Genomic DNA, 25,592 nt, shown 5'->3' with positions numbered 1-25,592 from the left:
TATTTTTGGGTGTATTTCGCCAGAATGCGGGTTCAATGATGTTTAAAACGCTACTTAACGACAAGTAGCCTAAATCAGTTGTTTTTTAATTTGTTGCGGTCGAGATTGTTTTATAACTATCTTATTTTGTTAGGTATTATTACATTATGATTTTTTAGCTGTATGGCATACTTTACCTTGTAGCCACATTTATACCGTTGATTTTTGTGGATATTCGCACAGATCGTAGATGAGACATTCGGCGCATTTCGGGGTGCGGGCGCGGCAGATGTAGCGTCCGTGCAGGATCAGCCAGTGATGCGCGTCTAGGATGAATTCCTTGGGAATCACCTTCATCAGCTTATGTTCCACTTCCAGTACATTCTTGCCCGGCGCCAGTCCGATGCGGTTGCTGATGCGGAAGATATGCGTATCTACGGCCATCGCCGCTTGTCCGAACGCGGTGTTAAGTATCACGTTGGCCGTTTTGCGGCCTACGCCCGGCAGGGCTTCGAGCGCCTCGCGGGTCTGCGGCACCTGGCTGTTGTGCAGTTCGACCAGCATCCGGCAGGTCTGTATGACGTGGCGGGCTTTGGTTTTATACAGCCCGATGCGCTGGATGTATTCGGTCAGTTTTTCTTCACCTAAATCCAGCAGGGCTTCGGGGGTGTTGGCGACGGGATACAGGTGTCGCGTGGCCGCATTCACGCTGATGTCAGTCGCCTGCGCCGAGAGCATTACGGCGATCAGCAATTCGAACGGCGTCGTGTATTCGAGTTCAGTTTTCGGGTGCGGATTGGCCTTTTGCAGGCGCTCAAAAATTTTCCGGCGTTTATCTGCGTTCATGCCGCCTGCGTTTTAACGATGCTCGCTTCAGTGCGCGCACGGGCTTCAGCGCGCAGGTTCAGCCAGTTCTTGGTGGCGATCAGCAACCCTAACGTGATGAAGGCGCCAGGCGGCAGGATGGCCAGCAAAAATCCGTGGTAATCCGGCACTACGGTGATCACCAGCGATTTGGCCGATTCGCCCAGCGCCATATCGATGCCGGAGAGCAGGGTGCCGTGACCGAAAATTTCGCGCACGCCGCCCAAGACAGCCAGCACGGCGGTCAGCCCTAATCCCATCGCTAAACCGTCGATGGCGGACTGCAGGGGCGGGTTTTTGGCAGCAAAGGCTTCGATGCGCGCCAGTACGATGCAGTTGGTTACGATAAGCGGGATGAAGATGCCGAGTACCACGTACAGCGAATACATATAGGCATTCATCAGATACTGGATCACGGTGACCAGGACTGCGATGATCAAAATGAAGACGGGAATGCGTGCTTCATTGGGCACGATGGTGCGTATGGGTGCGATCGCAGCGCCGGACAGTGCCATCACGAGCGAGGTGGCTAAGCCCAGGCTTACGCCGTTGACCACCGATGAGCTGACCGCAAGTATCGGACACAAGCCTAAGAGTTGCACGACGCCGGTATTCTGTTTCCAGACACCGTTGTATACAATATCCTTGAATTCCTGGTAGTTCATGGCTTGAGCTCCTGTGTCGCGGATGTCGTTTGGGGGGCGAACAGCGCGTCGTGATGGGCGGCGAAATACTGCAAGGCTTTATGCACGGCTTTCACGACGGCGCGCGGTGTGATGGTGGCACCGGCCATGTAGTCGAACTGGCCGCCATCCTTTTTGACTTTCCAGTCGGCCTCATTGCCCGGCGATTTTCCGTCGAATCCCTTGATCCACGGGCTTCGGGCAATTTCGATGTAATCGCCCAGTCCCGGGGTTTCCTTGTGTGTCAGCACGCGCACGCCGGCGAGTTCGCCTGTGCTTTTAATTGCGATCAGCAGGCCGATTTTCCCGCTGTAACCGTCCGGTGCGATGGCTTCCAGCACCACGACGGAGGGTTCGCTACCCAGGCGCGCACGGTAGGCGGTGGTGCTCTCTTCATTGCCCAGCAAGGGGTCAGTCTTGATTTTCAGCGTATCTTTGATGATATCGTTGTCGAATAAAGTTTTCGGCACGATCTGCGAAATCAGTTTGAGCTTTTCTGCCTCTTCGCTTTGCGCAATCCGCGCGTGCGTCTGCGCGAAAGTGAAAGCGAGTATCGCCGTGCCGATCAGCGCAAACACGGCCAGATTGAGTGCGGTGTGAAACGAGGCTTTTGCGATGGTGCGCCTCATGACTGCTTCTCCTTTTTGCCGAATACTTTGGGCTGCGTCCACGCGTCGATTAGCGGCACGCAGATGTTCATCAACAGGGTGGCAAACGCCATACCGTCCGGAAAACCGCCGAAGGTGCGGATCAGGTAGGTCAGCAAGGCCGCGCCCATCGCAAAAATGAGTTTGCCGCGCGGGGTGGTGGGGCTGGTGACCGGATCGGTCAGGATGAAAAATGCGCCCAGCATCGCCGCACCGGAGAACAAGTGAAATCCGGGTTGGACATAGTGGGCCGGATCAAGCAGATGAAACAGTGCGGCAATAACGAACAGGGTGGCCAGATAGGCTGCCGGCAGATGCCAGCTGATGATGCGTTGGGCCAGTAAATACAGGCCGCCCAGCAAAAATCCTACCGCGACCCATTCGCTCCCGATACCGGCCAGATGACCGTAGATCGGCATGTCGAGAATATCGCTGATACTGCCGTTCAGATGCAGCTGGGTTTTCAGTGTGTCGAGCGGCGTGGCCATCGTGACGGCGTCGAGCTTGACGCCATTGGGTAGCACTTCGCGGAAGATATAGTTCAGTTGATCCGTGAAACTGAAGGCGATTTCACCCAGGCCGTTCGGGGTCAGCCAGTGTGTCATGTGTACCGGGAACGAGATGATCAGGACGGCGTAGCCTATCATTGCCGGATTGAACGGATTGTTGCCCATTCCTCCGTACAGATGTTTGGAGATGCTGATGGCGAATGCCGTACCCACCACCACCAGCCACCAGGGGGCGAGCGGAGGGATCGACAGTGCGAGTAGCCATGCGGTGAGCAGTGCGGTGTTGTCTTTGAGGAAAAAGGCCACCGGCTTATTCTGAATTTTCAGCATCAGCGCCTCAACGCCGAGCGCGGTGACGCTGGCGAGTGTGAGCGAGATTAGAATCGCCGGGCCGTAGAACCACACGTACAGCGCGATGCCCGGCACAAGGGCCAGCAGCACGTTGAGCATGATCCGGGATACGCTGACCGGTTTGGTGATGAAGGGTGAAAAAAATCCGGACATAATTTTCCTAGGTGGGCGTCGCGTCTTTGGCAAGCTCACGGATTCTTGCGCGGCGCGCCTCGATATCGTCAATTGCAGCTTGTTGCTCGGGCGTGAGTTGTTCAGTGTTTTTCGGTTTGATCGCCGCCGCCTGTTCTTTTGCGTGGTCGATGGCCGTTTGGATTTTCAGCTGCAGCGTATTTTCCGGATCGGCATCGGGGTTAATCGGTGCGATCGCGGGTTGAACAGCAGCCTTGGCCTCTTGTGCGGCTTTTTCCTTGGCGGCGAGTTTTTCAGCTTTTTCGCGTTTCTCGCGTTCGATGCGGCTCTCACGGAATTCATGACGCTCGCGGGCGGCATCGGCGGATTTTTTATTCGCGTCGCGCGCCCAGATTTCGCTCTTGGCAAAACGGTAATACTGCACCAGCGGAATATTGCTCGGACAGACATAGCTGCAAGCACCGCATTCGATGCAATCGAACAGATGATAGTCTTCTGCCTTGTCGAGATTCTTTGCTTTGGAGAACCAGTACAGTTCCTGCGGCTGCAACTCTGACGGGCAAACCTCGGCGCAACGCGTGCAGCGGATGCAGGGCAGCGCGGGCAGCGCCTTCGGGAAGATCGCATCTGATGAGGCGATGATGCAGTTGGTCGCCTTGATGACGCCGACTTGTTTGGAGGGCATCAGCACGCCCATCATCGGGCCGCCCATGATGTAGTCTGTGGTGCCTGGTAACGGGGCAGCCTGTGCGACCAGCTCGTCCATCGGCGTGCCGATCAGGGCTTCATAATTTTTCGGCTGCGCGACGTTGCCGGTGACGGTCACGATGCGCGAAATCAGCGGCTCGCCAAAACGGATTGCGCGCCACGCGCTGTAGGCGGTGCCGACGTTGAAGCATTGCACGCCCATGTTGGTCGAACGCACGCCGGCTGCGACCTCGATGCCGGTCAGCACGCGGATCAGCTGTTTTGCGCCGCCGCCGGGATAGACGGTCGGCACAGCGATGACTTCCATATTCTGATGATTGCCCGCTGCAACGGCAGCCCGCATTGCGGCGATCGCTTCGGGTTTGTTGTCTTCGATGCCGATCAGCACCTCTTCCGCGTACAGCAGGGAACGCATCATCTCGGCGCCTTGCAGGATGTCGGCTGCGCGTTCGCGCATCAGCATGTCGTCGCAGGTGATGTAAGGTTCGCACTCCGCCCCGTTTAGCACCAGCGTCTTAATTTTTTGCTTGTGCGAGTACAGTTTCATGTCGCTCGGAAATACCGCGCCTCCTAAGCCTACAACGCCCGCCGCGCGCAATTTGTGGCGCAATTCGCTGTGCGAGAGCGCCGTCCAGTCTGCACAGGGCTCGCACGCAATCCATTCATTTTTCCCGTCCGGGATCAGCGTGATGCATAGATCCGGCATCCCTGACGGGTGTGCGACCAGTTGCTGGTCGATCGCGGCGATCGTGCCTGAGGTCGATGCGTGCACCGCGCTGGATAAGTGGCCTTCGGCCGCGCCGATGACTTGTCCCTTGAGGACGCGCTGCCCTGCTTCAACGACGGGCCGTGCGCTGTTGCCGACATGCTGGTGCAGCGGAATGACTAGCTTCGAGGGTAGTGCCGCCTGAACGATAGGCGTGGCATTCGATTGTGTCTTGTTGGTGGGAGGATGTATTCCGCCGTGAAATTGATAGAGTGTTCTCATGATTTATTTCGACACGGTCAGTGCGTACACGGGATATTTCCACTTCCAGTTTGACACGCTATCAGGAATCGGCTCCATGCTGATGCAATCGACCGGGCAGGGGGCTAGGCACAATTCGCAGCCGGTGCATTCGGCGGCGATAATAGTGTGCATTTGTTTGGCCGCACCGACGATCGCATCAACGGGACACGCCTGTATGCACAGCGTACAGCCGATGCAGGTCGACTCGTCGATGATCGCGACTGCCTTGGGTTTGGGGAGGGTTTCGCCGCCGAAGGGTTTGAATTCCATGCCGAGCAGGTCGGCTAATTTATGGATGCCTTCTTCGCCGCCGGGCGGACATTTGTTGATGTCGGCCGCGCCTTCGGCAATCGCAGTCGCATAGGGTTTGCATCCCGGATAGCCGCACTGACCGCACTGGGTTTGCGGCAGCACGGCATCGATCTTGTCGACCAGCGGGTTGCCTTCGACGCGGAATTTAATCGCGGCAAAACCTAACACCGCACCCAGAACGATGGCGATGGACGCCATGACCAGTAACGCGCCCAGCATTATTTAATCAATCCTGAAAAACCCATAAAGGACAGGCTCATGAGCCCTGCGGTGACCATCGCGATTGCGGATCCCTTGAAAATTCCCGGTACATCCGCGCCTTCCATGCGTTCGCGCAATCCTGCGAACAGCACCATCACCAGCGTAAAACCGACCGAGCCGCCGAAGCCGAACAGCAGGGATTCCATGAAGTTGTGTTTGGCCTGTACATTGAGCAGCGGGATGCCCAGCACCGCACAGTTGGTGGTGATCAGCGGCAGATAAATGCCCAGGGTCTGATACAGCGACGGACTGGTTTTCTCGACGGCCATTTCTGTGAACTGCACGATGCCTGCGATCACCACGATGAAGGACAGCGTGGTCAGGTAGGCCAGATCCGGCCCCAGCAAATAATGGCTGATCAGGTAGCTCGCGCCCGAACCTAAAGTCAGCACGAAGGTTGTCGCTGCTCCCATGCCAACGGCCGCCTCCAGTTTCTTGGAGACGCCCATGAACGGGCATAGCCCGAGAATCTTGACCATCACGATGTTGTTTACAAACACCGCGCCCAGCAAGATCAGCAGATATTCAGTCATTATTTTGCTTTCTAAATCAGGCGCGGATTATCCGACGATTTAGGGTCGGCTTCAACCGCTTTATTGGCATAACCATATGAGATCAGGTTATTAGGCGGACGAATTGATCGATGTTAAATGCCGCGTATTGCACGGCAGCAATCACTGATCAAGGCAGGACCTTTATAGATCAGGCCGCTGTAGATCTGTACTAGGGATGCGCCGGCTTTGATTTTTTCCGCTGCATCATCGCCAGATAGTATGCCGCCCACCCCGATGATGGGGAGTGCGCCTTGCAGATCTTTGGCGAGTTGACTAATCACGCGAGTCGATTTGTCGCGCACGGGCGCACCCGAGAGTCCGCCTGTTTCATCGCCGTGCGGCAGATTTTCCACGCCTGCACGGGAGAGTGTGGTGTTGGTGGCGATCACGCCGTCTATGCGGTGCTGCATCAGCAGGCCGGCAATCTGTGTGATCTGTTCACTCTCCATGTCGGGTGCGATTTTCAGTGCGATGGGCACATATTTGCTATGGAGGTCGGCTAGTTTTTGCTGTTCGGTTTTGAGTAGCGAGAGCAGTTCGTTGAGGGCAGCTTCATCCTGCAACTGGCGCAGATTTTTGGTGTTGGGCGAGGAGATGTTGACCGTGATATAGCTTGCGTGCGCATAGGCTTTACGCAAACAGATTAAATAGTCGTCTGCGGCCTTTTCGATCGGTGTTGCCGCATTCTTGCCGATGTTGATGCCCAGAATGCCACGGTAATTTGCGCGTTGCACGTTAGCGATCAGCGCATCGACGCCATCGTTGTTAAAGCCCATGCGATTAATGATGCCCTGTGCGGCAGGCAGGCGGAACAGGCGCGGCTTCGGGTTGCCCGGTTGCGGCAGCGGGGTGATGGTGCCGATTTCGATCGCACCAAAGCCGATTGCGGCCAGACCGTCAATGCAGTCGCCGTTTTTATCGAGGCCTGCGGCAAGTCCTACCGGATTACGGAATGTCAGCCCCATGACGGTGCGCGCATCTTCCGGGATGGCGGGGGTTACAAGGCTGCTCAATCCCAGTTTGTTCAGGGTGTTGAGGCCGTTGAGCGTCAGATGATGAGCCGTTTCAGGGTCGAGCCGGAACAGCGCGGGGCGGAGCAGTGAATACATGATTAACTTTCAAAAACGGGGTTGAAGTTTGCGTAATTATTTTTTGACGACCACGGGAATCGGGAATTTTTTCTTGCCTGCATACAACGCCTGACGTGATTTCCCGCGCCAGGCTTCTGCCAGTACATCGGATAGCTGCAAACAGGTCAGCGCGAATAGCGCAAGGCCCGCTTGCGCGACCCAGATATTGGGCAGGTTGATGTCAAGCAGGGCGTTGGCCTGATAGCTGATCACGGCGAGATTGCCAACTATAATGCCGGCGAGTGCCGTGCAGACGAGGCGCCCCCAGTCGCCTGTTTTGAGGCCGGTGAAAATGGTGCCCTCATGCCAGAATAATTGCATGGCGGTTAGCAGCAATAAAGGCGCGACCCAGAATAGTCCATATAATTTTTCAGGCCATACCGCACCGGCTGTCAGTCCGATCAGGGACGCTGCCAGCAGCACGCGTGCCAGCGTCTCGGCGTTCGGTGCTGCAAAGGTGATCCGGCAGTTGAGCGCTTTGAGCAGGCCCGGGAAGCTAGCGAACAGGGCGCGGGTGAGCAGGATGGCCGGCGCCAGCAGCGCAAATAGCGGCGTGTAGATCATGAGCTGCAATATAAGCGGATTGTCCTGCGGCGAGACCCAGCTTGCGACGAAGAGGTTCAGGAAACTCAGTTGCCAGCACAGTACCGCGCTGGCCGCCCCCACGGCGATGAAGTAGGGGCGCTGCGTATCCAGCGGGGCGTTGCCGGTCATGCGTTTGACGATCAGATTGAGCAGAAACACGTAAATCATCAGCATGATGCTGGTGCGCAAGGTGCCGGCAATGACGTCGTCAGATCCTGTGGCTACGGTCAGTTGTTGCCACTCACCGCCGCTTATAAAAAATCCCGCCAGCGGTAAAAGCAGCAGCGCGACGATGAAAATTCCCAGACGTGTTTTCATATTTTCAAGCTTTCAGTTTGTTTGTTGCGCAGTTCTGACCAGTGACCATCCTGCAAGCCTTCTGCCGGTTGATATTGGGTTTTATACGACATTTTTCGGCTGTTCGCTATCCAGTAGCCTAAGTAAACGAAATCCAAATTCAGTTTGCGGCACAATTCAATTTGCCACAAGACGTTGTAGATACCGAAACGGGCGCGGGGAACATCAGGGTCGTAAAAGGTGTACACGGATGAGAGGCCGTCATCGAGTAGATCGACTATGCTGACCATGCGCAATATCCCGTCCTGACGGAATTCTACCAGCAGTGTGTCGACATGGCTTTGCAATATAAATGTCTGGTAGGCCTCAAAATCGTCATTGTCCATTCCGCCGTCAGGGTGGCGGGCAAGCTGATAGCGTTGATACAACTCAAAATATTCGGGCTTGTCCTGCAGTGCATGCAGGGTCGCATTGAGCGTGCTGTGTTGCGACCAGGCGCGGCGCTGAGACCGGTTAGGCGAGAAATCTTCTGCACGCACGCGCATCTGAATGCAGGCGCTACAGGTGTCGCAGCGGGGACGATAGATGTGGCTGCTGCTGCGCCGGAATCCGTAGCGCACGAGTTGGGAGTACAGCGCCGAATTGATCAAAAATCCCGGCGTGGCGACCTGCGAGCGCGCCTGCAAATCCGGCAGGTAGCTGCATGGATAGGGGGCTGTCAGATAAAAATGCAGCGCCGAGATCGGCGTGTCGTTAAGCGTACTCATGGCGCTAATGTCGAATTGATACGCGTCAACTCACTCACGCTCGCAATAAACTGATCGCGCGGCAGCAGTCTTGCGCCTAGTGAGGCTAAGTGCGGGGTGTGCATCTGGCAATCGATCAAGTCATAGGGTTGCTGGCAAAGATGGTGCAGCGCGATTTTTGACGCGTTAGAGACACGGCTGAACATCGATTCACCGTAGAACATGCGACCGATTGCAACGCCATATAAGCCACCGGCAAGTTTGCCGTTCTGCCAGCTTTCTATTGAGTGCGCATGGCCTAATCGGTGCAGTTCGACATAGGCGGCGATCATCTCATCGCTGATCCAGGTGCCGGGTTGATCGCCGCGGGGGGCGGCACATTCCTTCATCACCTGTTCGAATGCGCTGTCGATGCGCAGCTCAAAGGCACTGCTGCGCAGGACTTTTGCGAGGGAGCCGGACAGTTTAAATTCACCGGGGATCAAAACCATGCGCGGATCGGGGCTCCACCATAACAGCGGCTCACCCGGACTAAACCACGGGAAGATGCCGCGACGGTAGGCGCTTAGCAGTCGTTCCGGAGTCAGTGAGCCGCCCGCTGCCAAGAGTCCGTTAGGTTCCTGCCGTGCGGAGGCGACCGGCGGGAAGGGCGTATGTTCAGCAAGCCAGGGGATCATGAGGCGTTAGTGATTTTCAGATTTGGGTTTTATTCGGGCAGGCGGCTTTGGTGCAATCGGCATAGATCGACAGCGTATGGTCGCGGATCGAAAAGCCGCGTTCGGCAGCGGCTTTTTCCTGACGTGCCTCGATGCCAGCGTCAAAAAATTCTTCGACATGGCCGCATTGCAAACAGACGATGTGGTCGTGATGCGTGCCTTGATTGAGTTCGAAGACGGATTTGCCTCCTTCAAAATTGTGACGAATCAGCAAGCCTGCCTGTTCGAACTGGGTCAGCACCCGGTATATGGTGGCAAGTCCGACATCGTCGCCGGTACTGAGCAGATGTTTATAGACTTCTTCGGCGCTCATGTGGCGTGCCTGACCTGATTCAAACAGGCTGAGTACCTTGAGTCGCGGCAAAGTGGATTTGAGACCGGCGTTTTTCAGATGTTCAGGTTGGCGCATTTTGATGACTTTTGAGAATTTCGATAATCATGCCTGAAAATGCTTGTTATCGCAAATGAGAACGATTATCATTTGCATCTAAATTCGACAAAGGATGGTTATGAAAACGATTTTTCTCATCGCATTGCTGTTTCCGTTTGCAGCACTTGCGGCTGACTACACGCTGGTGATCAAAGATCACCGCTTTGAGCCTGCGGAATTAATTGTCCCGTCAGGCGTTAAGTTCAAGCTGGTGATCGACAATCAGGATGCGACGCCTGAAGAATTCGACAGTCATGCGCTCAACCGGGAAAAGGTGATTGGAGCGAACAGTCGCATCACGCTCTATTTAGGTCCGCTGGATGCCGGCCGGTATCCGTTTGACGGCGAACTGCATGAAGCCCGCGGCGTGCTCATCGTACGATAGGAGAATCCATGTTCAGCGCTCGCATCATAGGCAATCAACTAGGCAATTTAGTTAAAATCATCTTAGTGCTGTATGTTCAATTTGTGTATGCAGGCGCTGCCGATTACGTTTATACAACAGCCATTGAGCAGGGTGAGCGTGAATTGGGGCTCAAGCTGGGTTCTGCAGCCCCTGTTGACGGTAGCGGTCAGCAGGTGGCCGGAATAGGACTCGGGTATGGCGTGACGGATCACTGGTTCACTGAACTGTATTTAAAGCAGGAGCATAACGGGGGCGCGCGGGCAACGCTTGCCGAGTGGGAAAACAAATGGCTGCTCACTGAAACAGGGCAATATCTGCTCGATTTAGGGATGTTGGCCGAGTTGGAAGTGCCCTTGTCAGGAGCTGCGCCGTGGGAGCTCAGAGTGGGCCCCTTATTGCAGACGGAAATCGGTAAATTTCAGCTCAACGGCAATCTGTTATTTGTGCGCGCATTCGGCATGAAGGATGAAAGCGGTGTTCCCTTCAGCACCAATTTGGCTAGTCAGTGGCAAATCAAGTACCGCTGGAAGCCGTCACTGGAATTTGGCATGCAGGGGCTGGGTGAATTCGGTAAGTGGGATAGCTGGTCACAGCCCGCAGCACAGAGCCATCGTATGGGGCCCGCTCTTTTCGGAAAAATTTCTCTGGGCCACCGGCAGGCCATTAAATACAACGCAGCCTGGCTAGTGGGCGTCAGCGCTGCCGCACCGGCTCACACGCTCAGGACCCAGCTTGAATATGAATTTTGAAGATCAGGAATCCGTTGTTTACTTCTGAATCCTGTTAGTCAGCCAAGCCTCGATATCGCGCAATTCAGTTTCGCTGACGGTGTGCTGCATCGGGTAGTCGTGCCAGTCGACGGTATACCCTAAGGCGCTGAGTTGAGCCTTGGCGGCAAGCCCTAGAGAGCAAGGTACTATGGGGTCACTGCGTCCGTGCGCCATAAAGACGGGCGTTTTTCTTGACTGAGCGGAGGCTTCTGCACCTGCCGTTTCGGCTAGCGGTAAGTAAGCGGATAGTACCAGTACGCCCCCTAAAGGGATGTTCTGCCGCAAGGCCGTATGCAGTGCAATCGCGCCGCCTTGTGAGAAACCGGCTAGAAAGATATGTTCGTGAGCAATTCCGCGTGCGACTTCGGCCGCAATCAGCGCATCGATCGATATTTTTGAATCTCGTATCCCCAGTGCATCTTGCTGCGCGCTAATATCATTGCCGGAAATATCGTACCAGGCGCGCATCACATAGCCCCCGTTGACGGTGACCGGACGGTGTGGCGCATGAGGAAAAACATAGTGAATTGCGACGGGTAAACTTAATTCTTCAACCATCGGCACAAAATCCTGCCCGTCAGCGCCTAAGCCATGCAACCAAATAATACTGTATTGCGGGTGGTTTCCCGAGTCTAGTGAAATGTGCGGAAGAATTGAGGTCATGTAGTACTCCTAATTTAAAACACTATTGTAGTCGGATAGCATTTAACACCAGTAAAGTAAAGAACTGTATAATTTGACAAATGGCGATGTCGTCTGATTGTGCGTTGACGTCCGCTAAAACAGTGCAGGGAGAGAAATGAAAAGATCAATAACACCGACTTTAGTCGAAAGAGTGATGCGTGAGGACGATTTTATCGTTTCCATGACCGATCTCAAAGGGCGCATTACCTATGGTAACCGAATCTTCATCGAATTTTCCGGTTACACCGAGTCTGAATTGATTGGGACGCAGCACAACATTATTCGCCATCCGGATATGCCGCGCGGTGTGTTTCAACTTCTCTGGGACAAGATACAGGCAGGCAGCGAATGTTTCGCCTATGTCAAAAATATGTCTAAAGACGGTGGTTTTTACTGGGTGTTTGCCAATGTGACGCCGACCTTTGATCCGCAAGGCAAGATCACAGGGTATCTGTCGATACGCCGCAAGCCGAAAATGAGCGGGATTCAGGTCGTTTCCGCATTATATGCGGCGATGTTGGAAGAAGAAAAACGCGTCGGTCCAGCTGGTGCGGTAGCTGCCTCCACTAAAATGTTAGTCGATGTACTGAATGAAAAGGGGCTCAGCTATGATGAACTTGTCCTTGCAATCTAGAGTATCCCTGTTGCTCTGGTCATTTTCGATCGGGGTGCTGGTTATTATACTCGTCAGTTTCGTGCGTCATGGAGTGGATGCATTAATGCTGGTGTTTTTATTCGCAGGGATTGCCGTGTCGGCGGCGGGGCAGTGGCTGGTGAAGCAATGGCTGAAGCCTTTGGCTCAGCTGAATTCGGTGATCAGCGCGGTGGCAACCGGACAGTTCAATAACCGTATTATCGGTGTTTCAGATAAGGATGAGATCGGCGTTCTGTGTTGGAATGTAAACGATATGCTGGATCAGTTGGGAGCCTTTTTTCGCGAACAGGAAACCAGTTTCAGGGCTAATCTGAGCGGAAATTTTAACCGCAGCGCAATGAACGGCGGGATGCATGGTGGATTCAGAAAGGGATTGGCCAATCAGAACGTCTTGCTAGAAGGCATGGCTGCCCAGAAAAAGAGCGCGATGCGCGATAACCTGTTATCCAAAGCGCATCATTTGAATAATCAGAATCTCATGACCAATCTGGCTTTCAACCAGGAAGATTTGAAAATCATCACGGATAATATGGCTGAATTGGCAATGCTCGCACAACGCAACAGTGAGGATGCCGAGGCAAGTCAAGCCTCTGTCAAAGATGTTGTCGCGCGCCTGTCAGGCATTACCGAGCGCGTTAAACAAGCCAACGAGTCGATCACGCGGCTCAACGCGCGCAGTGCGGAGATCAATAAAGCGGTTGGTCTGATTACGTCGATTGCCGATCAGACTAATTTGCTGGCCTTGAATGCGGCAATCGAGGCGGCAAGAGCCGGTGAAGCGGGACGCGGTTTTGCGGTGGTGGCCGATGAAGTGCGCAAGCTGGCCGAAAATACTAAAAATGCCTCTGAATCGATTGGACGGGTGATGCAGATGTTGCAGGGAGAAGCCGTCAGGATGCTCGCGGATTCTGAGGAGATGCACGAAATTACGGACTCTTCACAAGGCGTTATTGCACGCTTGGAGGAACGTTTTGGACGATTCTATGAATCTGCCAAAATCACCCTCAATAGTGCCAATTATGCACAGGATTTGAGTTTTTCATCGCTGGTCAAGGTGGACCATGTGATTTACAAGCAGCGTGCGTATGCCTTGATCAATAAAGCTGACGATGGCGAGTTGCGTAAGGCTGCGGGTGTGGATCATCACAATTGCCGTTTGGGCAAGTGGTATGAAATCGAGGGTAAGGAAGTGTTCGGTGCAATGCCATCTTATCGTACGCTAAGCGAGCCACATGCCAAGGTGCATGACGGCGTGCACAAAACGATGGTTTTGCTCGACAGCGGTTGGGAACGTGACGTGAGCGTTCAGGAAAAAATTATCGATGAAATGTCAGAAGTAGAAGCCGCCAGTGCCGAAGTCATGCATGTACTTAACCAGATTGTGCTGGAAAAACATCCGGATATGGTGCGCAGATAGGCACAGCAATAAAAAAGGGCGCTAAGCGCCCTTTTTTATTGCTGTCAGATAAGGTCAGACGGGTTGAGGGATGGTTTCCCGCAGTATCTGGAAAATTTCACGGAAGTTTTTACCCGGTTTCCCCGCTTCCCGCTCCTTGAGGGAATTGCGTATCAAGGTGCGTAGGCGCTGCACGTCGGTGTCAGGATAGGCGGCTAACAATTCAGTGAGTGCGGCATCGCCCTCCAGCAGGCGTTCGCGCCAGCGCTCAATCTGATGCATATAGCCGATATGCTGTTGCGATGTGCCCTTCCAGGTATTCAGTTTTGCGACGATGGGATCTATTTCTACATCGCGCATTAGCTTGCCGATATATTGAAGCTGGCGACGTTTGGCACCGAATGATTTGATGCGGTGCATGTCTTTTATCGCATCGCGCAAGCTCTCGGGAATGTCGAGCTGGGCGAGCTGGTCTTTACCCAGCTCAGTCAATTCTTCGCCCAGATCGCGCAAATCGTGCATTTGCTTCTTAATCTTGGTTTTGCTGGGCGGGAGTTCTTCCTCTTCTTCGACAACGGCTAAGCTACGCAGGCCGCGTCCTTGCGGTTTCGGGCGCGCAGGGGCAGAATTTTTCTTGGATTCGTCCTCTTCTTCGCCAGTATCGGATTCGTCGTCATCTTCGTCGGACTCGTCCTCGTCGTATTCTTCTTCGTCGAGATCGTAGGTCTCTTCCTCATCTTCTTCGATCAGATCGTCACGGTCTTCATCGTCGAACTCGTTGATATTTTGATGGTTTTTGCTGTCTTTGTCGTCGTCGTGCGGGTTCATGGTATGCAATGTGGCTTTAAGATGCTGCTATGATAGCGCCTTTCGTCATTTTACCGCTTGAAGTTATGAACAAACCTATGTCATCTGAGCAATATCCCATGACGCCGGAACGCTTTGCTAATTCGGCTGAAAGTTTGCGCCGCATCGCGCAGGACATGCTGGATTATGCACGGCAACAGGGCGCAACGTCCGCATCCGCTGAAGTTTCAGAGGGGTTTGGTCAGGCTGTCACGGTGCGACACGGTGAAGTCGAGACCATCGAATACAACCGGGATAAGGGGCTTGGCGTTACGGTCTATTTTGGCCAGCAGCGCGGCAATGCCAGTACATCGGATTTTTCGGCTCAGGCGGTTCGTGACACGGTGGACGCGGCGTTGTCGATTGCCCGCTACACGGCGAAGGACGATTGTTCGGGCCTGCCCGAAGCGGACAGTCTGGCGAGCGAATTTCCGGATCTGGATTTGTATCATCCCTGGGATTTGTCGGTTGAGAAGGCCATTGAGCTGGCGGCGGAGTGCGAGCAGGCGGCGTTGGACGCGGATCCGCGCATCCAGAATTCGGAAGGGGCGACGGTCAATGTCCATGAGGCGCAGTTTGTTTTTGCCAATAGTCTGGGCTTTATCGGCGGTTATCCGACTTCGCGCCACAGCGTGAGTTGCTCGGTGATTGCCGAGCAGATGGACGCGATGGAGCGCGATTACTGGTATAGCGTCGCGCGCAGCGCGGACGATTTGTTGGGCGCGGTGGCCGTGGGACGCATCGCAGCAGAACGCACGGTGCGGAGGTTGGGCGCGCGACAGATTGCAACGATGCAGGTGCCTGTGCTGTTTGAAGCGTCGGTTGCGGCCAGTCTGCTCGGGCATTTTGTCGGCGCGGTGAGCGGCGGCAGTCTGTATCGCAAATCCTCCTTTTTGTTAGATCAGCTCGATAAGCCGGTTTTTTCATCCCATATTCAGATTTCTGATGTACCGGATATTCGCAGAGGGCTGGCATCCAGTCCCTTCGATGATGAAGGCGTCAAAACGCAGCACCGAAACATCGTTGAAGACGGTGTGCTGCGCGGCTATTTTCTGGGCAGTTACTCCGCGCGGAAACTGGGGCTGCGCTCAACCGGTAATTCGGGCGGTAACCATAATCTGATCTTGCAGCCCTGCGGTGAGCTTGATCTGGCAGGGTTGCTCAAGACCATGCATCGCGGGCTGCTGGTCACTGAATTGTTGGGGCAGGGCGTGAACGGGATTACCGGCGATTATTCGCGTGGCGCGGCGGGTTTCTGGGTTGAGAACGGCCAGATACAGTATCCGGTGCATGAAGTGACTATCGCGGGTAATTTGAAGGAGATGTATCGCAATATTGTCGCGGTGGGTTCGGATGTGCTCGTGCAGGGTTCAAGGCAATGCGGCTCGATATTGCTGGAAGGCATGACGGTCGCGGGATCTTAATTACAGGCGGCGATTTTTATGTTGCGGGCACCAATAGGCACTAAATAAAGAGGTTTTCTATGAAAATTGCACCCCTTCCGCATAACGAGCGTGAACGTCTGGAAGAACTCAGAAAATACGGTATTCTCGATACTGAGCCCGAAGCCGTATTCAACAGTATGGTGCAGTTGGCATCCTATATTTGTCATACCCCTTTTGCCGCAATCAGTCTGATCGATGAGCATCGTCAGTGGTTTAAGGCGATTGTCGGGGTAGAGGTAAGTGAAACGCCCCGCGACGTTGCTTTCTGCGCGCACACGATTTTGCAGCAGGAGACCATGATCGTTCCCAACACGCTGGAGGATGAGCGCTTTTGTGATAATCCGTTTGTGGAAGGCGGGCTAAATCTGCGTTTTTATGCGGGTGTGCCGCTAGTGACTGAATCCGGTTATCGTCTGGGTACGTTGTGTGTTTTCGATCAGCAGCCGCGGCAATTGAGCGCTGAGCAGCTCGATGCGATCAAGACGCTGGCTGACAGTGTGATGGCTCATCTTGATCTAAGATTGTCCCACAGGGAAATACGAAAATATGTGGACGATTTGCAGCTGGCAGCATCAATTTTTGAATCCGCATCCGAAGCGGTGCTGGTGACCGACCCGCAAAACCATATTATTACCGTCAACCCCGCTTTTACTGCTATGACGGGCTATTCGCTAAGCGAAGTAGCCGGCAAGAACCCGAACATTCTTTGCTCAGGCAAGCAGTCCCCTGCATTTTACCAGCGTATGTGGCAAAGTTTGGCGGACATGGGGCACTGGAGCGGTGAGCTGTGGAATAAACGCAAAAATGGTGAGTTGTTTGCCGAATGGTTGTCGATCAACGTCCTGTTCAATGAAGATGGCTCGAAGCGAATGTACGTTGCTATTTTTTCTGACGTGACCGAGAAAAAGCAGGCCGACGAAATTATCTGGCGGCAAGCCAATTACGATATGCTGACGCAGTTGCCTAACCGCAGACTTTTTTGCGACCGGCTGGAGCATGAAATCAGAGGGGCTCATCGTGCGGGTTGTTTGCTGGCGCTGCTGTTTATTGATCTGGATTTATTCAAAGAGGTCAACGATAGTCTGGGGCATGAGGCCGGTGACGCGCTGCTGGTGAAGGTGGCTGAACGCCTTACGGCATCGGTGCGGGAGTCAGATACGGTCGCGCGTATGGGCGGTGACGAATTTACTGCTATTTTGCCGCAAATCGATTCGCTCGAGGATGTTGAGCGGGTGGCCGCTCTGATCGTTAAGGCGTTGTCAGAGCCTTTTGAGGTAAACGGTGCGATTGTCAATATCTCGGCCAGTGTGGGGGTGGCGATCTATCCACGTGATGCGAAAAATACCACCGAGCTTTTATCGCAGGCTGACAGTGCTATGTATGTCGCCAAAGAGCAGGGGCGCGGATGTTACCGTATGGCAAATTGATAAATAATTTTCGGTGGGTATTCGTTTTGTAGGCTGACTGATTTATGTCAGCGGTGCATCGTCAAGCCGTTCGGCGGATGCCATTGTGGTGATGTGTTCCGCATCGCTGCTCAAGGCGCTGCTACCAGCAATATAAAATTTAAATGATTTCAAAATATGTTTAAAAATATGACTATCGATCCTCGGGATGTGAGCAGTTTTTGGATTGAACTGCTTTTTACGGTCGTAATAATGAGTCTTGCCTTGTTTATCCGCCTGGCCATTGCGCCGGTCGATGCCGGATTGCAATACGTCACTTTTTTTCCTGCGATCACGCTGGCTGCCATTTTTTGGGGGTGCCGGGCCGGGCTGCTTGCCATGGCGATGGGGGTGGGGTTTGCGACCTATTTTTTTATACCGCCTTTTTATTCATTCGAGAACGAAGGTCTCAAAATTATGGCCTGGTCGAATTTGGTATTTTTAGTCGACGGGTTACTGGTTTCTTTTTCGATCGAGGCGATGCATCGCTACCGTAAAAAATCCGAAGTTGAACTGGCCGAAATCAAGCTGGCGCATTCGCAGGTAAGCACTTTAAACAGCGAACTTGATGAAATGCTTCATAAGCAGCGGGAAACCGAGCAGGAGTTGCTTATTTCGGCAACGGCTTTCGAGGCGCAAGACGGCATTATGATTACCGACAGTAAGGGCGTCATACTGCGGGTTAATCAGGCATTCACAGACATTACCGGCTATTCCTCTGAAGAGGCGGTTGGGCAAACACCTCGTTTGCTTAAATCCGGACGGCACGACGCGGATTTTTACGCTGCGATGTGGCAATGCATCAAGAATACAGGGCAATGGAGCGGGGAAATCTGGGATCGGCGCAAAAATGGTGAGATATATCCAAAGTGGTTAACGATCACGGAGGTTAAGTCTTTCGATGGCAGCGTGGTGCACTATGTTTCATCGCAGGTTGACATTACCGCGCGCAAAGCCTCTGAAGACAGGATACATAATCTCGCGTTCTATGACCCGCTGACACAATTGCCGAATCGCAGGTTGTTGCTCGACCGTCTCCGTCATTCGGTTTCGTTCAGCTTGCGGGATGGTCGTCATGTTGCACTGATGTTTATTGATTTGGATAAGTTTAAAAAGATTAACGATACACTGGGCCACGATATCGGCGATCTGCTGTTAAAGCAGGTGGCAGAACGCACGCTTACCTGCGTGCGTACGTGCGATACAGTGGCAAGGTTAGGCGGCGACGAGTTTGTGGTGTTGCTTGACGGGCTCGCGGGTAATTTGCATGAGGCCGCTGCACAGGCTAAACAGATCGGCAGGAAAATTATTGATACGCTCAACCAGAGTTATGATTTGGCCGGGCATGAGTATCAGTCGGGAGCGAGTATTGGCATTGCTTTATTTGACGAGCATTGTCAGACGGCGGAGGATTTACTCAAACAGGCTGATATTGCCATGTATCAGGCTAAAAAAGCGGGCCGTAATACGCTGCGCTTTTTCGATCCTGAAATGCAGGCCTCGATACTGGCTCGCGTGGCACTGGAAAAGGATTTTAAAGATGCGCTGCTGCAGGAGCAGTTTTATATTTGTTATCAGCCTGTTATATCTCGCGAGGGCCGGGTTGCCGGTGCTGAAGCGTTAGTGCGCTGGCGTCATTCGATTCGAGGGATAGTATCCCCTGCAGATTTTATTCCTCTGGCAGAGGAAACCGGGCTGATCGTGCCGTTGGGCAACTGGGTACTTAAAACAGCGTGCAGGCAGCTGTCAGACTGGTCGAGTCGCGACGATACGCGAGATCTGACCATTGCGGTGAATGTCAGTGCGCGTCAGTTGAAACAGGAAGATTTTGTGACGACTGTCATGGGTTTGATTGAAGAAACGGGGGCAAATCCACGGCGGCTTAAACTGGAACTGACTGAAAGCATGCTGGTCAGCGATGCGGAGAGCATCATCGTCAAGATGAATTTGTTGAAGGAGGCGGGCATTACCTTTGCGCTGGATGATTTTGGTACCGGGTATTCTTCGTTAGCCTACTTGAGCCGATTGCCGCTTGATCAGTTAAAGGTCGATCAGTCGTTCGTCAGAAATATTGAAACAGAGGACAGTGCGGTTGTCATTTGTGCTGCAACGATTAATCTGGCGCATAATTTGAAGCTCAAAGTGGTCGCTGAAGGCGTTGAAAATGAGGCTCAGCGTTACTTTTTAAGCTCGGTGCATCAATGCGATTTTCTTCAAGGCTATCTCTTTAGTAAGCCTGTAGCCATCGATGAATTTGAGTGTTTCATCAGGAATAATAGCGGTCCTGCAACAAAAAAACGGGTTTCGGTGCGATGAAATTCTGCCTGATATAGGTAGCGTGCCCTGCGGCTAGGCTGTCGCGAATCTGTTGTGAGATGATATCGCAGTTGAGTGATATGGCGTTTTTGCCAGTGTGCGGCGTTATTTTTATGTGCGGTACATGGTAGAATTGTCGACCTTAAAAATTTCTATCAGGATTGTTCGCCATGTTTTCAAGCAAAAATACCATTGCCGTCACCGACCCCGAATTGTGGGCTGCGATTCAGAATGAAAATCAGCGTCAGGAAGATCACATCGAGCTGATCGCGTCTGAAAATTACACGAGTTGTGCTGTGATGGAAGCGCAGGGCACTAAGCTCACTAACAAGTACGCAGAGGGCTATCCCGGCAAGCGTTACTACGGCGGTTGTGAATATGTGGATGTGGCCGAGCAACTGGCAATCGACCGTGCAAAGGCGTTGTTTGGTGCGGAATACGCTAACGTGCAACCGCATTCCGGTTCGCAAGCCAATCAGGCGGTCTATGTGTCCGTGTTGAAGCCGGGCGACACCATTTTGGGTATGTCTCTGGCGCACGGCGGTCATTTGACCCACGGCGCTTCGGTCAATATCAGCGGCAAGCTGTACAACGCGATCCAGTACGGCCTGAATGATAAAGAGGAAATCGACTACGATCAGGTGCAGGCATTGGCAACGGAACATAAGCCTAAGATGATCGTCGCAGGGGCCTCGGCCTATGCGCTGGTAGTTGACTGGAAGCGTTTCCGTCAAATCGCCGACAGCGTAGGTGCTTATTTGTTTGTTGATATGGCGCACTACGCAGGTTTGATTGCGGCAGGCGTCTATCCTTCTCCGGTTGGTATTGCCGATTTCGTCACAACGACCACACACAAGACTCTGCGCGGTCCGCGCGGCGGCCTGATTTTGGCCAAGGCTGAGCACGAAAAAGCGCTCAACTCTGCGATTTTCCCGTGTCTGCAAGGCGGTCCGCTGATGCATGTGATTGCTGCTAAAGCGGTTGCCTTCAAGGAAGCGGCAAGTCCAGAGTTCAAGGTCTATCAGCGTCAAGTGGTTGAAAATGCACGGGTGATGACACGCGTGTTGAAAGAGCGCGGTCTGCGCATCGTTTCAGGCCGCACGGACAGTCACGTGTTTCTGGTTGATCTGCAAGCCAAGAATCTCACCGGCAAGGATGCAGAAGCCGCTTTGGGACGTGCGCACATCACCGTCAATAAGAACGCCATTCCGAATGATCCGCAAAAACCATTCGTCACCTCAGGCATTCGTATCGGCAGTCCTGCGATGACAACGCGCGGTTTCAAGGAGCTCGAAGCCGAACTGCTGGCGAATCTGATTGCCGACGTGCTCGATGCGCCGAACGATGAGGCTGTGATCGCAAACGTGGTCGCGCAAGTGAAAACATTGACAGCCAAGTTCCCGGTCTACGGCGCGTAAAGCAGGATCTGGGATGGAGGATTGGGGGAAAGCATTTACCCTCGCTCCTCACTCCTTGTTCCTCGCTCCTTGATTTTATGAAATGTCCGTTCTGTAAAGGTCACGACACTCAGGTGGTAGATACCCGCGAGAGCGAGGCGGGCGACAGTATCCGTCGTCGTCGTCGCTGTGTGTCTTGCGATAAGCGCTTCACCACCTATGAGATGGTGGAGTTGCGTATGCCGCAGGTCGTCAAACAGAACGGCATTCGCTGCGAATTCGATTCCGGGAAACTTCGTACCAGTTTTACCCGCGCCTTGCATAAGCGCCCTGTGTCGACCGAAATGGTGGACGCGGCAATCGATACGGTCACTCACAAGCTGTATGCCTTGGGTGAACGTGAGGTGGACTCGCGCCATGTGGGCGAATTGGTGATGCAGGCATTGTTGAAGCTCGACAAAGTGGCCTATATTCGTTTTGCCTCCGTTTACAAGAGTTTTCAGGATGTCGGGGATTTCGCCGATGCGGTGAAGGCTGTACGAAGGACGCCTTCGCGCGCCGGTGATAAGCCTGAAAATGGTTAGCGCGGAAGACAGCCGTTGGATGGCGCAGGCGCTTCAACTGGCAGAGCGCGGCCTTTACAGCACCAGTCCGAATCCGCGTGTCGGTTGTGTGCTGGTGCGCGACGGGAATTTGCTGGGGGCGGGCTGGCACAAAAAAGCCGGTGAGCCGCACGCGGAAGTGTATGCCTTGCTCGATGCGGGCGATGCCGCACACGGTGCGACGGCCTACGTTACGCTGGAGCCTTGCAGTCATTACGGCCGTACACCGCCATGTTGCGACGCGCTGATTCATGCTGGTGTCGCGCGTGTCGTGGTGGCGATGCAGGATCCGAATCCGCAGGTGGCGGGCCGCGGTATCGCGAAATTGCGTGCAGCGGGAATTTCGGTTGATTGCGGATTGATGGAAGCCGCAGCGCGTGAGTTGAATGCCGGTTTTTGCGCGCGCATGACGCGCGGGTTGCCGCAAGTCAGAAGCAAAGTCGGTATGAGTCTGGACGGGCGAACCGCGCTGTCTAACGGCGTCAGTCAGTGGATCACCGGGGCTGATGCAAGGCTTGATGTGCAGCACTGGCGGGCGCGTTCTTGTGCCGTGTTGACGGGTATCAACACCATTTTGGCCGACGATGCGCAGTTGAATGTGCGAGAAATTGACGTTGAGCGTCAGCCTAAGCGGGTGGTGCTGGACAGTCATTTGCGCATGCCGCTTGACGCACGCATCTTGCAAGGCGGTGTGCTGATTTATGCCGCACTGCGAGATGATCATAAAATTGAGCGCCTGCAACAGGCAGGCGCTGAAGTGGTGCTTCTGCCCGGTACAGACGGGCGGGTGGATTTACCTGCTGTGATGCGCGATCTGGCATCGCGCGGATGCAATGAGATATTGGTTGAGGCAGGAGCCGTGCTCAATGGCGCGTTGCTGCGCGCGGAACTCGTCGATGAAATGCTGCTGTATATCTCGCCTCAGTTGCTAGGCAGCAGTGCGCGCGGCATAGCGGCTTTGGGCGAACTGACAGCGCTCGATCAGCGCGTTGATCTTAAATGGCAGGATGTACGGCAAGTCGGTCGCGATTTACGTATCACTGTTACAGTCAGAAATGACGATAAAGGAGTTTAATTGTGTTTAGTGGAATCATTGCAGATGTCGGCATTATCACCCGTGCGGTTGACCGTGAGGGCGGCTTGCGCCTGTCGGTTGAGGCTGAGGTGCTGGGTATGGATGATGTGCAGATAGGCGACAGCATTGCGGTGAACGGCGTGTGCCTGACTGTCGTCACACTGTCCGGGCGCGAGTTTACCGTCGATGTCTCACGCGAAACCTTGAGCTGCACCGTAGGACTTGCTCATCAGGGCGCTCATGTCAATCTGGAAAAGGCCTTGCGACTGTCTGACCGGTTGGGCGGACATTTGGTCAGCGGTCATGTCGATGGCGTGGGATCGGTTGTCGCATTCAACGATATCGGCGAGAGCTGGCGCTTAGTGGTGCGTGCGCCTCAGTCGCTTGCAAAATACATCGCGGTGAAAGGTTCCATCACCATCAACGGGGTGAGTCTGACCGTCAACCATGTCGCCGGTGCGGAATTTGAAGTGAATTTGATTCCGCATACGCTGGATGTGACGACCTTGAATGAATTAAAAACGGGGGCGCAGGTGAATTTAGAGATCGATCTGATCGCCCGCTATGTAGAACGAATGATGCAGAAAGAAGTGCAATGAACGGAATTTCACCGATACAGGAAATCATCGAAGAAATTCGTGCCGGCAATATGGTCATTCTGGTGGATGAGGAAGACCGCGAAAATGAGGGCGACATTGTTTTTGCCGCTGAATTTGCCACGCCGGAAAAAATCAATTTTATGGCGCGTCATGCGCGCGGGCTGATTTGCCTGACGCTCACCGAAGCGCATTGCCGTAAGCTTAATCTGCCCTTGATGGTGCAGGAAAACGGCTTGCAATTGGCGACCAATTTCACGATTTCTATCGAAGCGGCAAGCGGCGTGACCACCGGAATTTCGGCGGGTGACCGTGCCCGCACGGTGCTGGCTGCCGTGGATAAAAATGCGACACCGGCCGACATCGTGCAGCCGGGGCATATCTTTCCGCTGCGCGCGCAAAATGGCGGTGTGCTGGTGCGTGCAGGCCACACCGAAGCGGGGTGTGATCTGGCGCAGATGGCGGGACTGACGCCATCCTCCGTGATCTGTGAAATACTCAAAGACGATGGCGAGATGGCGCGTCTGCCGGATCTGATCGACTATGCTAGGCTGCACAACCTTAAGATCGGCACGATCGCGGATCTGATCGAACATCGTAGCCAGAATGAAAAACTGGTCGAGCGTGTTGCGATTCGTCCTGTGCAGACCGCGTATGGCGAATTCAATCTGGCCACTTACGTCGATAAAACGACGCAACGCACCCATCTGGCACTGGTGAAGGGGGAAATTAACCCGCAGCAAGAGACGCTGGTACGCGTCCATGAACCGCTGTCTGTCATCGACTTTCTCGAGCAAAAGCCGTCCGGGCAGTCGACCAGCGTGCATGAGGCGATGCAAAAAATGTCTCAGGTTAAGGCTGGGGTCCTGGTGTTGCTGCATCGCGGCGAGACGCCGCAGAACTTACTGGCGCGGGCGATGAACGATGCGACGACTCAGCCGCAGTGGGATTCGCGTAGTTACGGTATCGGTGCACAGATATTGCGCGATTTGAACGTGGGAAAAATGCGCCTGCTGGCAACACCGCACAAGATGCCCAGCATGACAGGTTTTGGATTGGAAGTTGTCGGTTATGCCGGCCACGAATAAAGGAGCGGGACTATGCAAGAACTAGAAAAGAATTTGAATGGCAACGGGTTGCGTATTGGTATGGTGCAAAGCCGCTTTAATCCTGAAGTATGCGAGGGATTGATGGCATCCTGTCGTGCGGAACTGGTGCGTCTGGGGGTCTCCGATGACGACATTACGCTCGCGACCGTGCCAGGCGCCTTGGAAATCCCCGTTGCGCTATTGCACATGGCCGATAGCGAAAAATACGATGCGCTGATCGCGCTAGGTGCGGTGATCCGTGGCGATACCTATCACTTTGAGGTGGTTTCGAACGAATCGGCACGCGGCGTGAACGATGTGCAACTGGCGTGCGGTGTGCCGATCGCCAATGCGATTTTAACGACGGATACCGATGATCAGGCGCTTGCGCGTATCAGCATTAAGGGGGCGGAAGCAGCACAGGCTGCAATTGAAATGGCTAATCTGTTGCGTGAACTGGCATGAGTCTGATTCCAGAGGCCGCAGCGGCTAAAAATGCTGTTCAGAAAAGTCCGCGTCATCGTGCGCGCGAACTGGCGTTGCAGGGCGTCTATCAGTGGCGCGTGTCGGGCAGCGATGCAACAGAAATTGAAGCGCATCTGCAAGGCGAAAAGAATCTGGGACGTTACGATAAGCCCATGTATTCGAAATTGTTGCGCGGTGTGCTGGCCAATCAGGAAGAGCTGCAAATTCTGTTGACGCCTTATCTGGATCGTGCGCTCGATGAGCTGAGCACGGTCGAATTTTCAGTCCTGCTGCTGGCTGGTTTTGAACTGGCTCATCAGTTAGATGTGCCCTACAAAGTGGTCATCAATGAAGCGGTCGAACTTGCCAAGACGTTCGGCGGCACAGACGGTCACAAGTACGTTAACGGCGTGCTGGACAAACTGGCACCGAAAGTTCGCGCGGTCGAGTTCGCTAATAACAAGAAGTAGTGAGTGGTCAGTAAAATCTGGTT

29 protein-coding genes are annotated in these 25,592 nt (G+C 53.9%); 14 read left to right on the top strand and 15 right to left on the bottom strand.

What is annotated here, in order from left to right; translation table 11 throughout:
- Nucleotides 1-189: 189 nt before the first annotated feature.
- The 12 genes from nth to fur all read right to left on the bottom strand — a co-directional run bounded on the left by nth (nucleotide 190) and on the right by fur (nucleotide 9,892).
- Nucleotides 190-825: an endonuclease III gene (gene nth, locus GALF_RS11790; protein WP_013294294.1), complete on the bottom strand. Its 636-nt coding sequence runs from the start codon at nucleotides 823-825 to the stop codon at nucleotides 190-192.
- Nucleotides 822-1,508, bottom strand: a complete 687-nt coding sequence (locus tag GALF_RS11785; protein ID WP_013294293.1) for an electron transport complex subunit E — start codon at nucleotides 1,506-1,508, stop codon at nucleotides 822-824. Before GALF_RS11785 ends, nth begins: the two co-directional genes overlap by 4 nt.
- Nucleotides 1,505-2,155 (bottom strand): electron transport complex subunit RsxG, encoded by a 651-nt coding sequence (rsxG, locus tag GALF_RS11780; protein ID WP_013294292.1) that lies wholly within the window; start codon nucleotides 2,153-2,155, stop codon nucleotides 1,505-1,507. The genes GALF_RS11785 and rsxG overlap by 4 nt, the downstream gene beginning before the upstream one ends.
- Nucleotides 2,152-3,186, bottom strand: a complete 1,035-nt coding sequence (rsxD, locus tag GALF_RS11775; RefSeq protein ID WP_013294291.1) for an electron transport complex subunit RsxD — start codon at nucleotides 3,184-3,186, stop codon at nucleotides 2,152-2,154. Before rsxD ends, rsxG begins: the two co-directional genes overlap by 4 nt.
- A 7-nt stretch (nucleotides 3,187-3,193) precedes the next feature.
- Entirely contained in the window at nucleotides 3,194-4,861 is a 1,668-nt protein-coding gene (gene rsxC / locus GALF_RS11770) for an electron transport complex subunit RsxC (protein ID WP_013294290.1), read from the bottom strand.
- A 3-nt stretch (nucleotides 4,862-4,864) separates the two neighbouring features.
- Nucleotides 4,865-5,413 carry an electron transport complex subunit RsxB gene (gene rsxB, locus GALF_RS11765; protein ID WP_013294289.1) on the bottom strand — a complete coding sequence of 183 codons (549 nt, stop codon included), beginning with the start codon at nucleotides 5,411-5,413 and terminating at the stop codon, nucleotides 4,865-4,867.
- Nucleotides 5,413-5,988 (bottom strand): electron transport complex subunit RsxA, encoded by a 576-nt coding sequence (rsxA, locus tag GALF_RS11760; protein ID WP_013294288.1) that lies wholly within the window; start codon nucleotides 5,986-5,988, stop codon nucleotides 5,413-5,415. Before rsxA ends, rsxB begins: the two co-directional genes overlap by 1 nt.
- 113 nt (nucleotides 5,989-6,101) lie before the next feature.
- Nucleotides 6,102-7,118 carry a quinone-dependent dihydroorotate dehydrogenase gene (locus GALF_RS11755; RefSeq protein WP_013294287.1) on the bottom strand — a complete coding sequence of 339 codons (1,017 nt, stop codon included), beginning with the start codon at nucleotides 7,116-7,118 and terminating at the stop codon, nucleotides 6,102-6,104.
- 36 nt (nucleotides 7,119-7,154) lie between these two features.
- Complete coding sequence (locus tag GALF_RS11750; protein ID WP_013294286.1) at nucleotides 7,155-8,042, bottom strand: hypothetical protein; 888 nt, start codon at nucleotides 8,040-8,042, stop codon at nucleotides 7,155-7,157.
- A complete protein-coding gene (locus GALF_RS11745) occupies nucleotides 8,039-8,788 on the bottom strand; it encodes an arginyltransferase (protein WP_013294285.1) in 750 nt (249 codons plus the stop codon). Before GALF_RS11745 ends, GALF_RS11750 begins: the two co-directional genes overlap by 4 nt.
- Entirely contained in the window at nucleotides 8,785-9,444 is a 660-nt protein-coding gene (gene aat / locus GALF_RS11740) for a leucyl/phenylalanyl-tRNA--protein transferase (protein ID WP_013294284.1), read from the bottom strand. Before aat ends, GALF_RS11745 begins: the two co-directional genes overlap by 4 nt.
- 16 nt (nucleotides 9,445-9,460) lie before the next feature.
- Nucleotides 9,461-9,892 carry a ferric iron uptake transcriptional regulator gene (fur, locus tag GALF_RS11735; protein WP_013294283.1) on the bottom strand — a complete coding sequence of 144 codons (432 nt, stop codon included), beginning with the start codon at nucleotides 9,890-9,892 and terminating at the stop codon, nucleotides 9,461-9,463.
- Between the two features lie 100 nt (nucleotides 9,893-9,992).
- Between fur and GALF_RS11730 the strand changes: the two genes are divergently transcribed.
- On the top strand, nucleotides 9,993-10,298 hold the full coding sequence (locus tag GALF_RS11730) for a cupredoxin domain-containing protein (protein WP_013294282.1): 306 nt from the start codon (nucleotides 9,993-9,995) through the stop codon (nucleotides 10,296-10,298).
- Between the two features lie 8 nt (nucleotides 10,299-10,306).
- Nucleotides 10,307-11,068 (top strand): hypothetical protein, encoded by a 762-nt coding sequence (locus tag GALF_RS11725; protein WP_013294281.1) that lies wholly within the window; start codon nucleotides 10,307-10,309, stop codon nucleotides 11,066-11,068.
- 18 nt (nucleotides 11,069-11,086) lie between these two features.
- Here the strand turns inward: GALF_RS11725 and GALF_RS11720 are convergent, their stop codons facing one another.
- Nucleotides 11,087-11,752 carry an alpha/beta hydrolase gene (locus GALF_RS11720; RefSeq protein ID WP_013294280.1) on the bottom strand — a complete coding sequence of 222 codons (666 nt, stop codon included), beginning with the start codon at nucleotides 11,750-11,752 and terminating at the stop codon, nucleotides 11,087-11,089.
- A 136-nt stretch (nucleotides 11,753-11,888) separates the two neighbouring features.
- Here GALF_RS11720 and GALF_RS11715 point away from each other — a divergent pair, with 136 nt between their 5' ends.
- Together GALF_RS11715 and GALF_RS11710 are read left to right on the top strand one after the other, a co-directional pair.
- Nucleotides 11,889-12,407, top strand: coding sequence for a PAS domain-containing protein (locus GALF_RS11715; RefSeq protein ID WP_013294279.1), 519 nt, complete (start codon nucleotides 11,889-11,891; stop codon nucleotides 12,405-12,407).
- Nucleotides 12,382-13,845 (top strand): methyl-accepting chemotaxis protein, encoded by a 1,464-nt coding sequence (locus tag GALF_RS11710; RefSeq protein ID WP_013294278.1) that lies wholly within the window; start codon nucleotides 12,382-12,384, stop codon nucleotides 13,843-13,845. Before GALF_RS11715 ends, GALF_RS11710 begins: the two co-directional genes overlap by 26 nt.
- Nucleotides 13,846-13,899: 54 nt before the next feature.
- Here the strand turns inward: GALF_RS11710 and yjgA are convergent, their stop codons facing one another.
- A complete protein-coding gene (gene yjgA, locus GALF_RS15970) occupies nucleotides 13,900-14,652 on the bottom strand; it encodes a ribosome biogenesis factor YjgA (RefSeq protein ID WP_013294277.1) in 753 nt (250 codons plus the stop codon).
- A gap of 77 nt (nucleotides 14,653-14,729) precedes the next feature.
- On the opposite strand from yjgA, the gene pmbA reads away from it, so the two are divergent.
- Both pmbA and GALF_RS15120 read left to right on the top strand, forming a co-directional pair.
- On the top strand, nucleotides 14,730-16,094 hold the full coding sequence (gene pmbA, locus GALF_RS11700; RefSeq protein ID WP_041938500.1) for a metalloprotease PmbA: 1,365 nt from the start codon (nucleotides 14,730-14,732) through the stop codon (nucleotides 16,092-16,094).
- A 59-nt stretch (nucleotides 16,095-16,153) separates the two neighbouring features.
- Nucleotides 16,154-17,542 (top strand): sensor domain-containing diguanylate cyclase, encoded by a 1,389-nt coding sequence (locus tag GALF_RS15120; RefSeq protein WP_013294275.1) that lies wholly within the window; start codon nucleotides 16,154-16,156, stop codon nucleotides 17,540-17,542.
- Nucleotides 17,543-17,584: 42 nt separating this feature from the next.
- Here GALF_RS15120 and GALF_RS15765 read toward each other — a convergent pair whose 3' ends face one another.
- Nucleotides 17,585-17,830 (bottom strand): hypothetical protein, encoded by a 246-nt coding sequence (locus GALF_RS15765; RefSeq protein ID WP_190274080.1) that lies wholly within the window; start codon nucleotides 17,828-17,830, stop codon nucleotides 17,585-17,587.
- Here GALF_RS15765 and GALF_RS11690 point away from each other — a divergent pair.
- From GALF_RS11690 to nusB, 8 genes are all read left to right on the top strand, one after another.
- Nucleotides 17,786-19,876 (top strand): putative bifunctional diguanylate cyclase/phosphodiesterase, encoded by a 2,091-nt coding sequence (locus GALF_RS11690; RefSeq protein WP_190274079.1) that lies wholly within the window; start codon nucleotides 17,786-17,788, stop codon nucleotides 19,874-19,876. The two genes, GALF_RS15765 and GALF_RS11690, sit on opposite strands and share 45 nt — an antisense overlap.
- A 170-nt stretch (nucleotides 19,877-20,046) precedes the next feature.
- A complete protein-coding gene (gene glyA, locus GALF_RS11685; protein WP_013294273.1) occupies nucleotides 20,047-21,294 on the top strand; it encodes a serine hydroxymethyltransferase in 1,248 nt (415 codons plus the stop codon).
- Between the two features lie 77 nt (nucleotides 21,295-21,371).
- The gene (gene nrdR / locus GALF_RS11680; protein ID WP_013294272.1) at nucleotides 21,372-21,857 is read left to right on the top strand and encodes a transcriptional regulator NrdR; all 486 of its coding nucleotides are present in this window, start codon (nucleotides 21,372-21,374) and stop codon (nucleotides 21,855-21,857) included.
- Nucleotides 21,850-22,950 (top strand): bifunctional diaminohydroxyphosphoribosylaminopyrimidine deaminase/5-amino-6-(5-phosphoribosylamino)uracil reductase RibD, encoded by a 1,101-nt coding sequence (gene ribD, locus GALF_RS11675; protein ID WP_013294271.1) that lies wholly within the window; start codon nucleotides 21,850-21,852, stop codon nucleotides 22,948-22,950. Before nrdR ends, ribD begins: the two co-directional genes overlap by 8 nt.
- A gap of 2 nt (nucleotides 22,951-22,952) precedes the next feature.
- Nucleotides 22,953-23,549: a riboflavin synthase gene (locus GALF_RS11670; protein WP_013294270.1), complete on the top strand. Its 597-nt coding sequence runs from the start codon at nucleotides 22,953-22,955 to the stop codon at nucleotides 23,547-23,549.
- The gene (gene ribBA, locus GALF_RS11665; RefSeq protein ID WP_013294269.1) at nucleotides 23,546-24,634 is read left to right on the top strand and encodes a bifunctional 3,4-dihydroxy-2-butanone-4-phosphate synthase/GTP cyclohydrolase II; all 1,089 of its coding nucleotides are present in this window, start codon (nucleotides 23,546-23,548) and stop codon (nucleotides 24,632-24,634) included. The genes GALF_RS11670 and ribBA overlap by 4 nt, the downstream gene beginning before the upstream one ends.
- 12 nt (nucleotides 24,635-24,646) lie before the next feature.
- The gene (ribH, locus tag GALF_RS11660) at nucleotides 24,647-25,099 is read left to right on the top strand and encodes a 6,7-dimethyl-8-ribityllumazine synthase (RefSeq protein WP_013294268.1); all 453 of its coding nucleotides are present in this window, start codon (nucleotides 24,647-24,649) and stop codon (nucleotides 25,097-25,099) included.
- A complete protein-coding gene (nusB, locus tag GALF_RS11655; RefSeq protein WP_013294267.1) occupies nucleotides 25,096-25,569 on the top strand; it encodes a transcription antitermination factor NusB in 474 nt (157 codons plus the stop codon). Before ribH ends, nusB begins: the two co-directional genes overlap by 4 nt.
- Nucleotides 25,570-25,592: the final 23 nt, after the last annotated feature.

The organism is Gallionella capsiferriformans ES-2 (assembly GCF_000145255.1).
GTDB classification, from domain to species: domain Bacteria; phylum Pseudomonadota; class Gammaproteobacteria; order Burkholderiales; family Gallionellaceae; genus Gallionella; species Gallionella capsiferriformans.
Note: the sequence above shows the minus strand (reverse complement) of the source record. Positions and strands in the feature narration are given on the sequence as shown.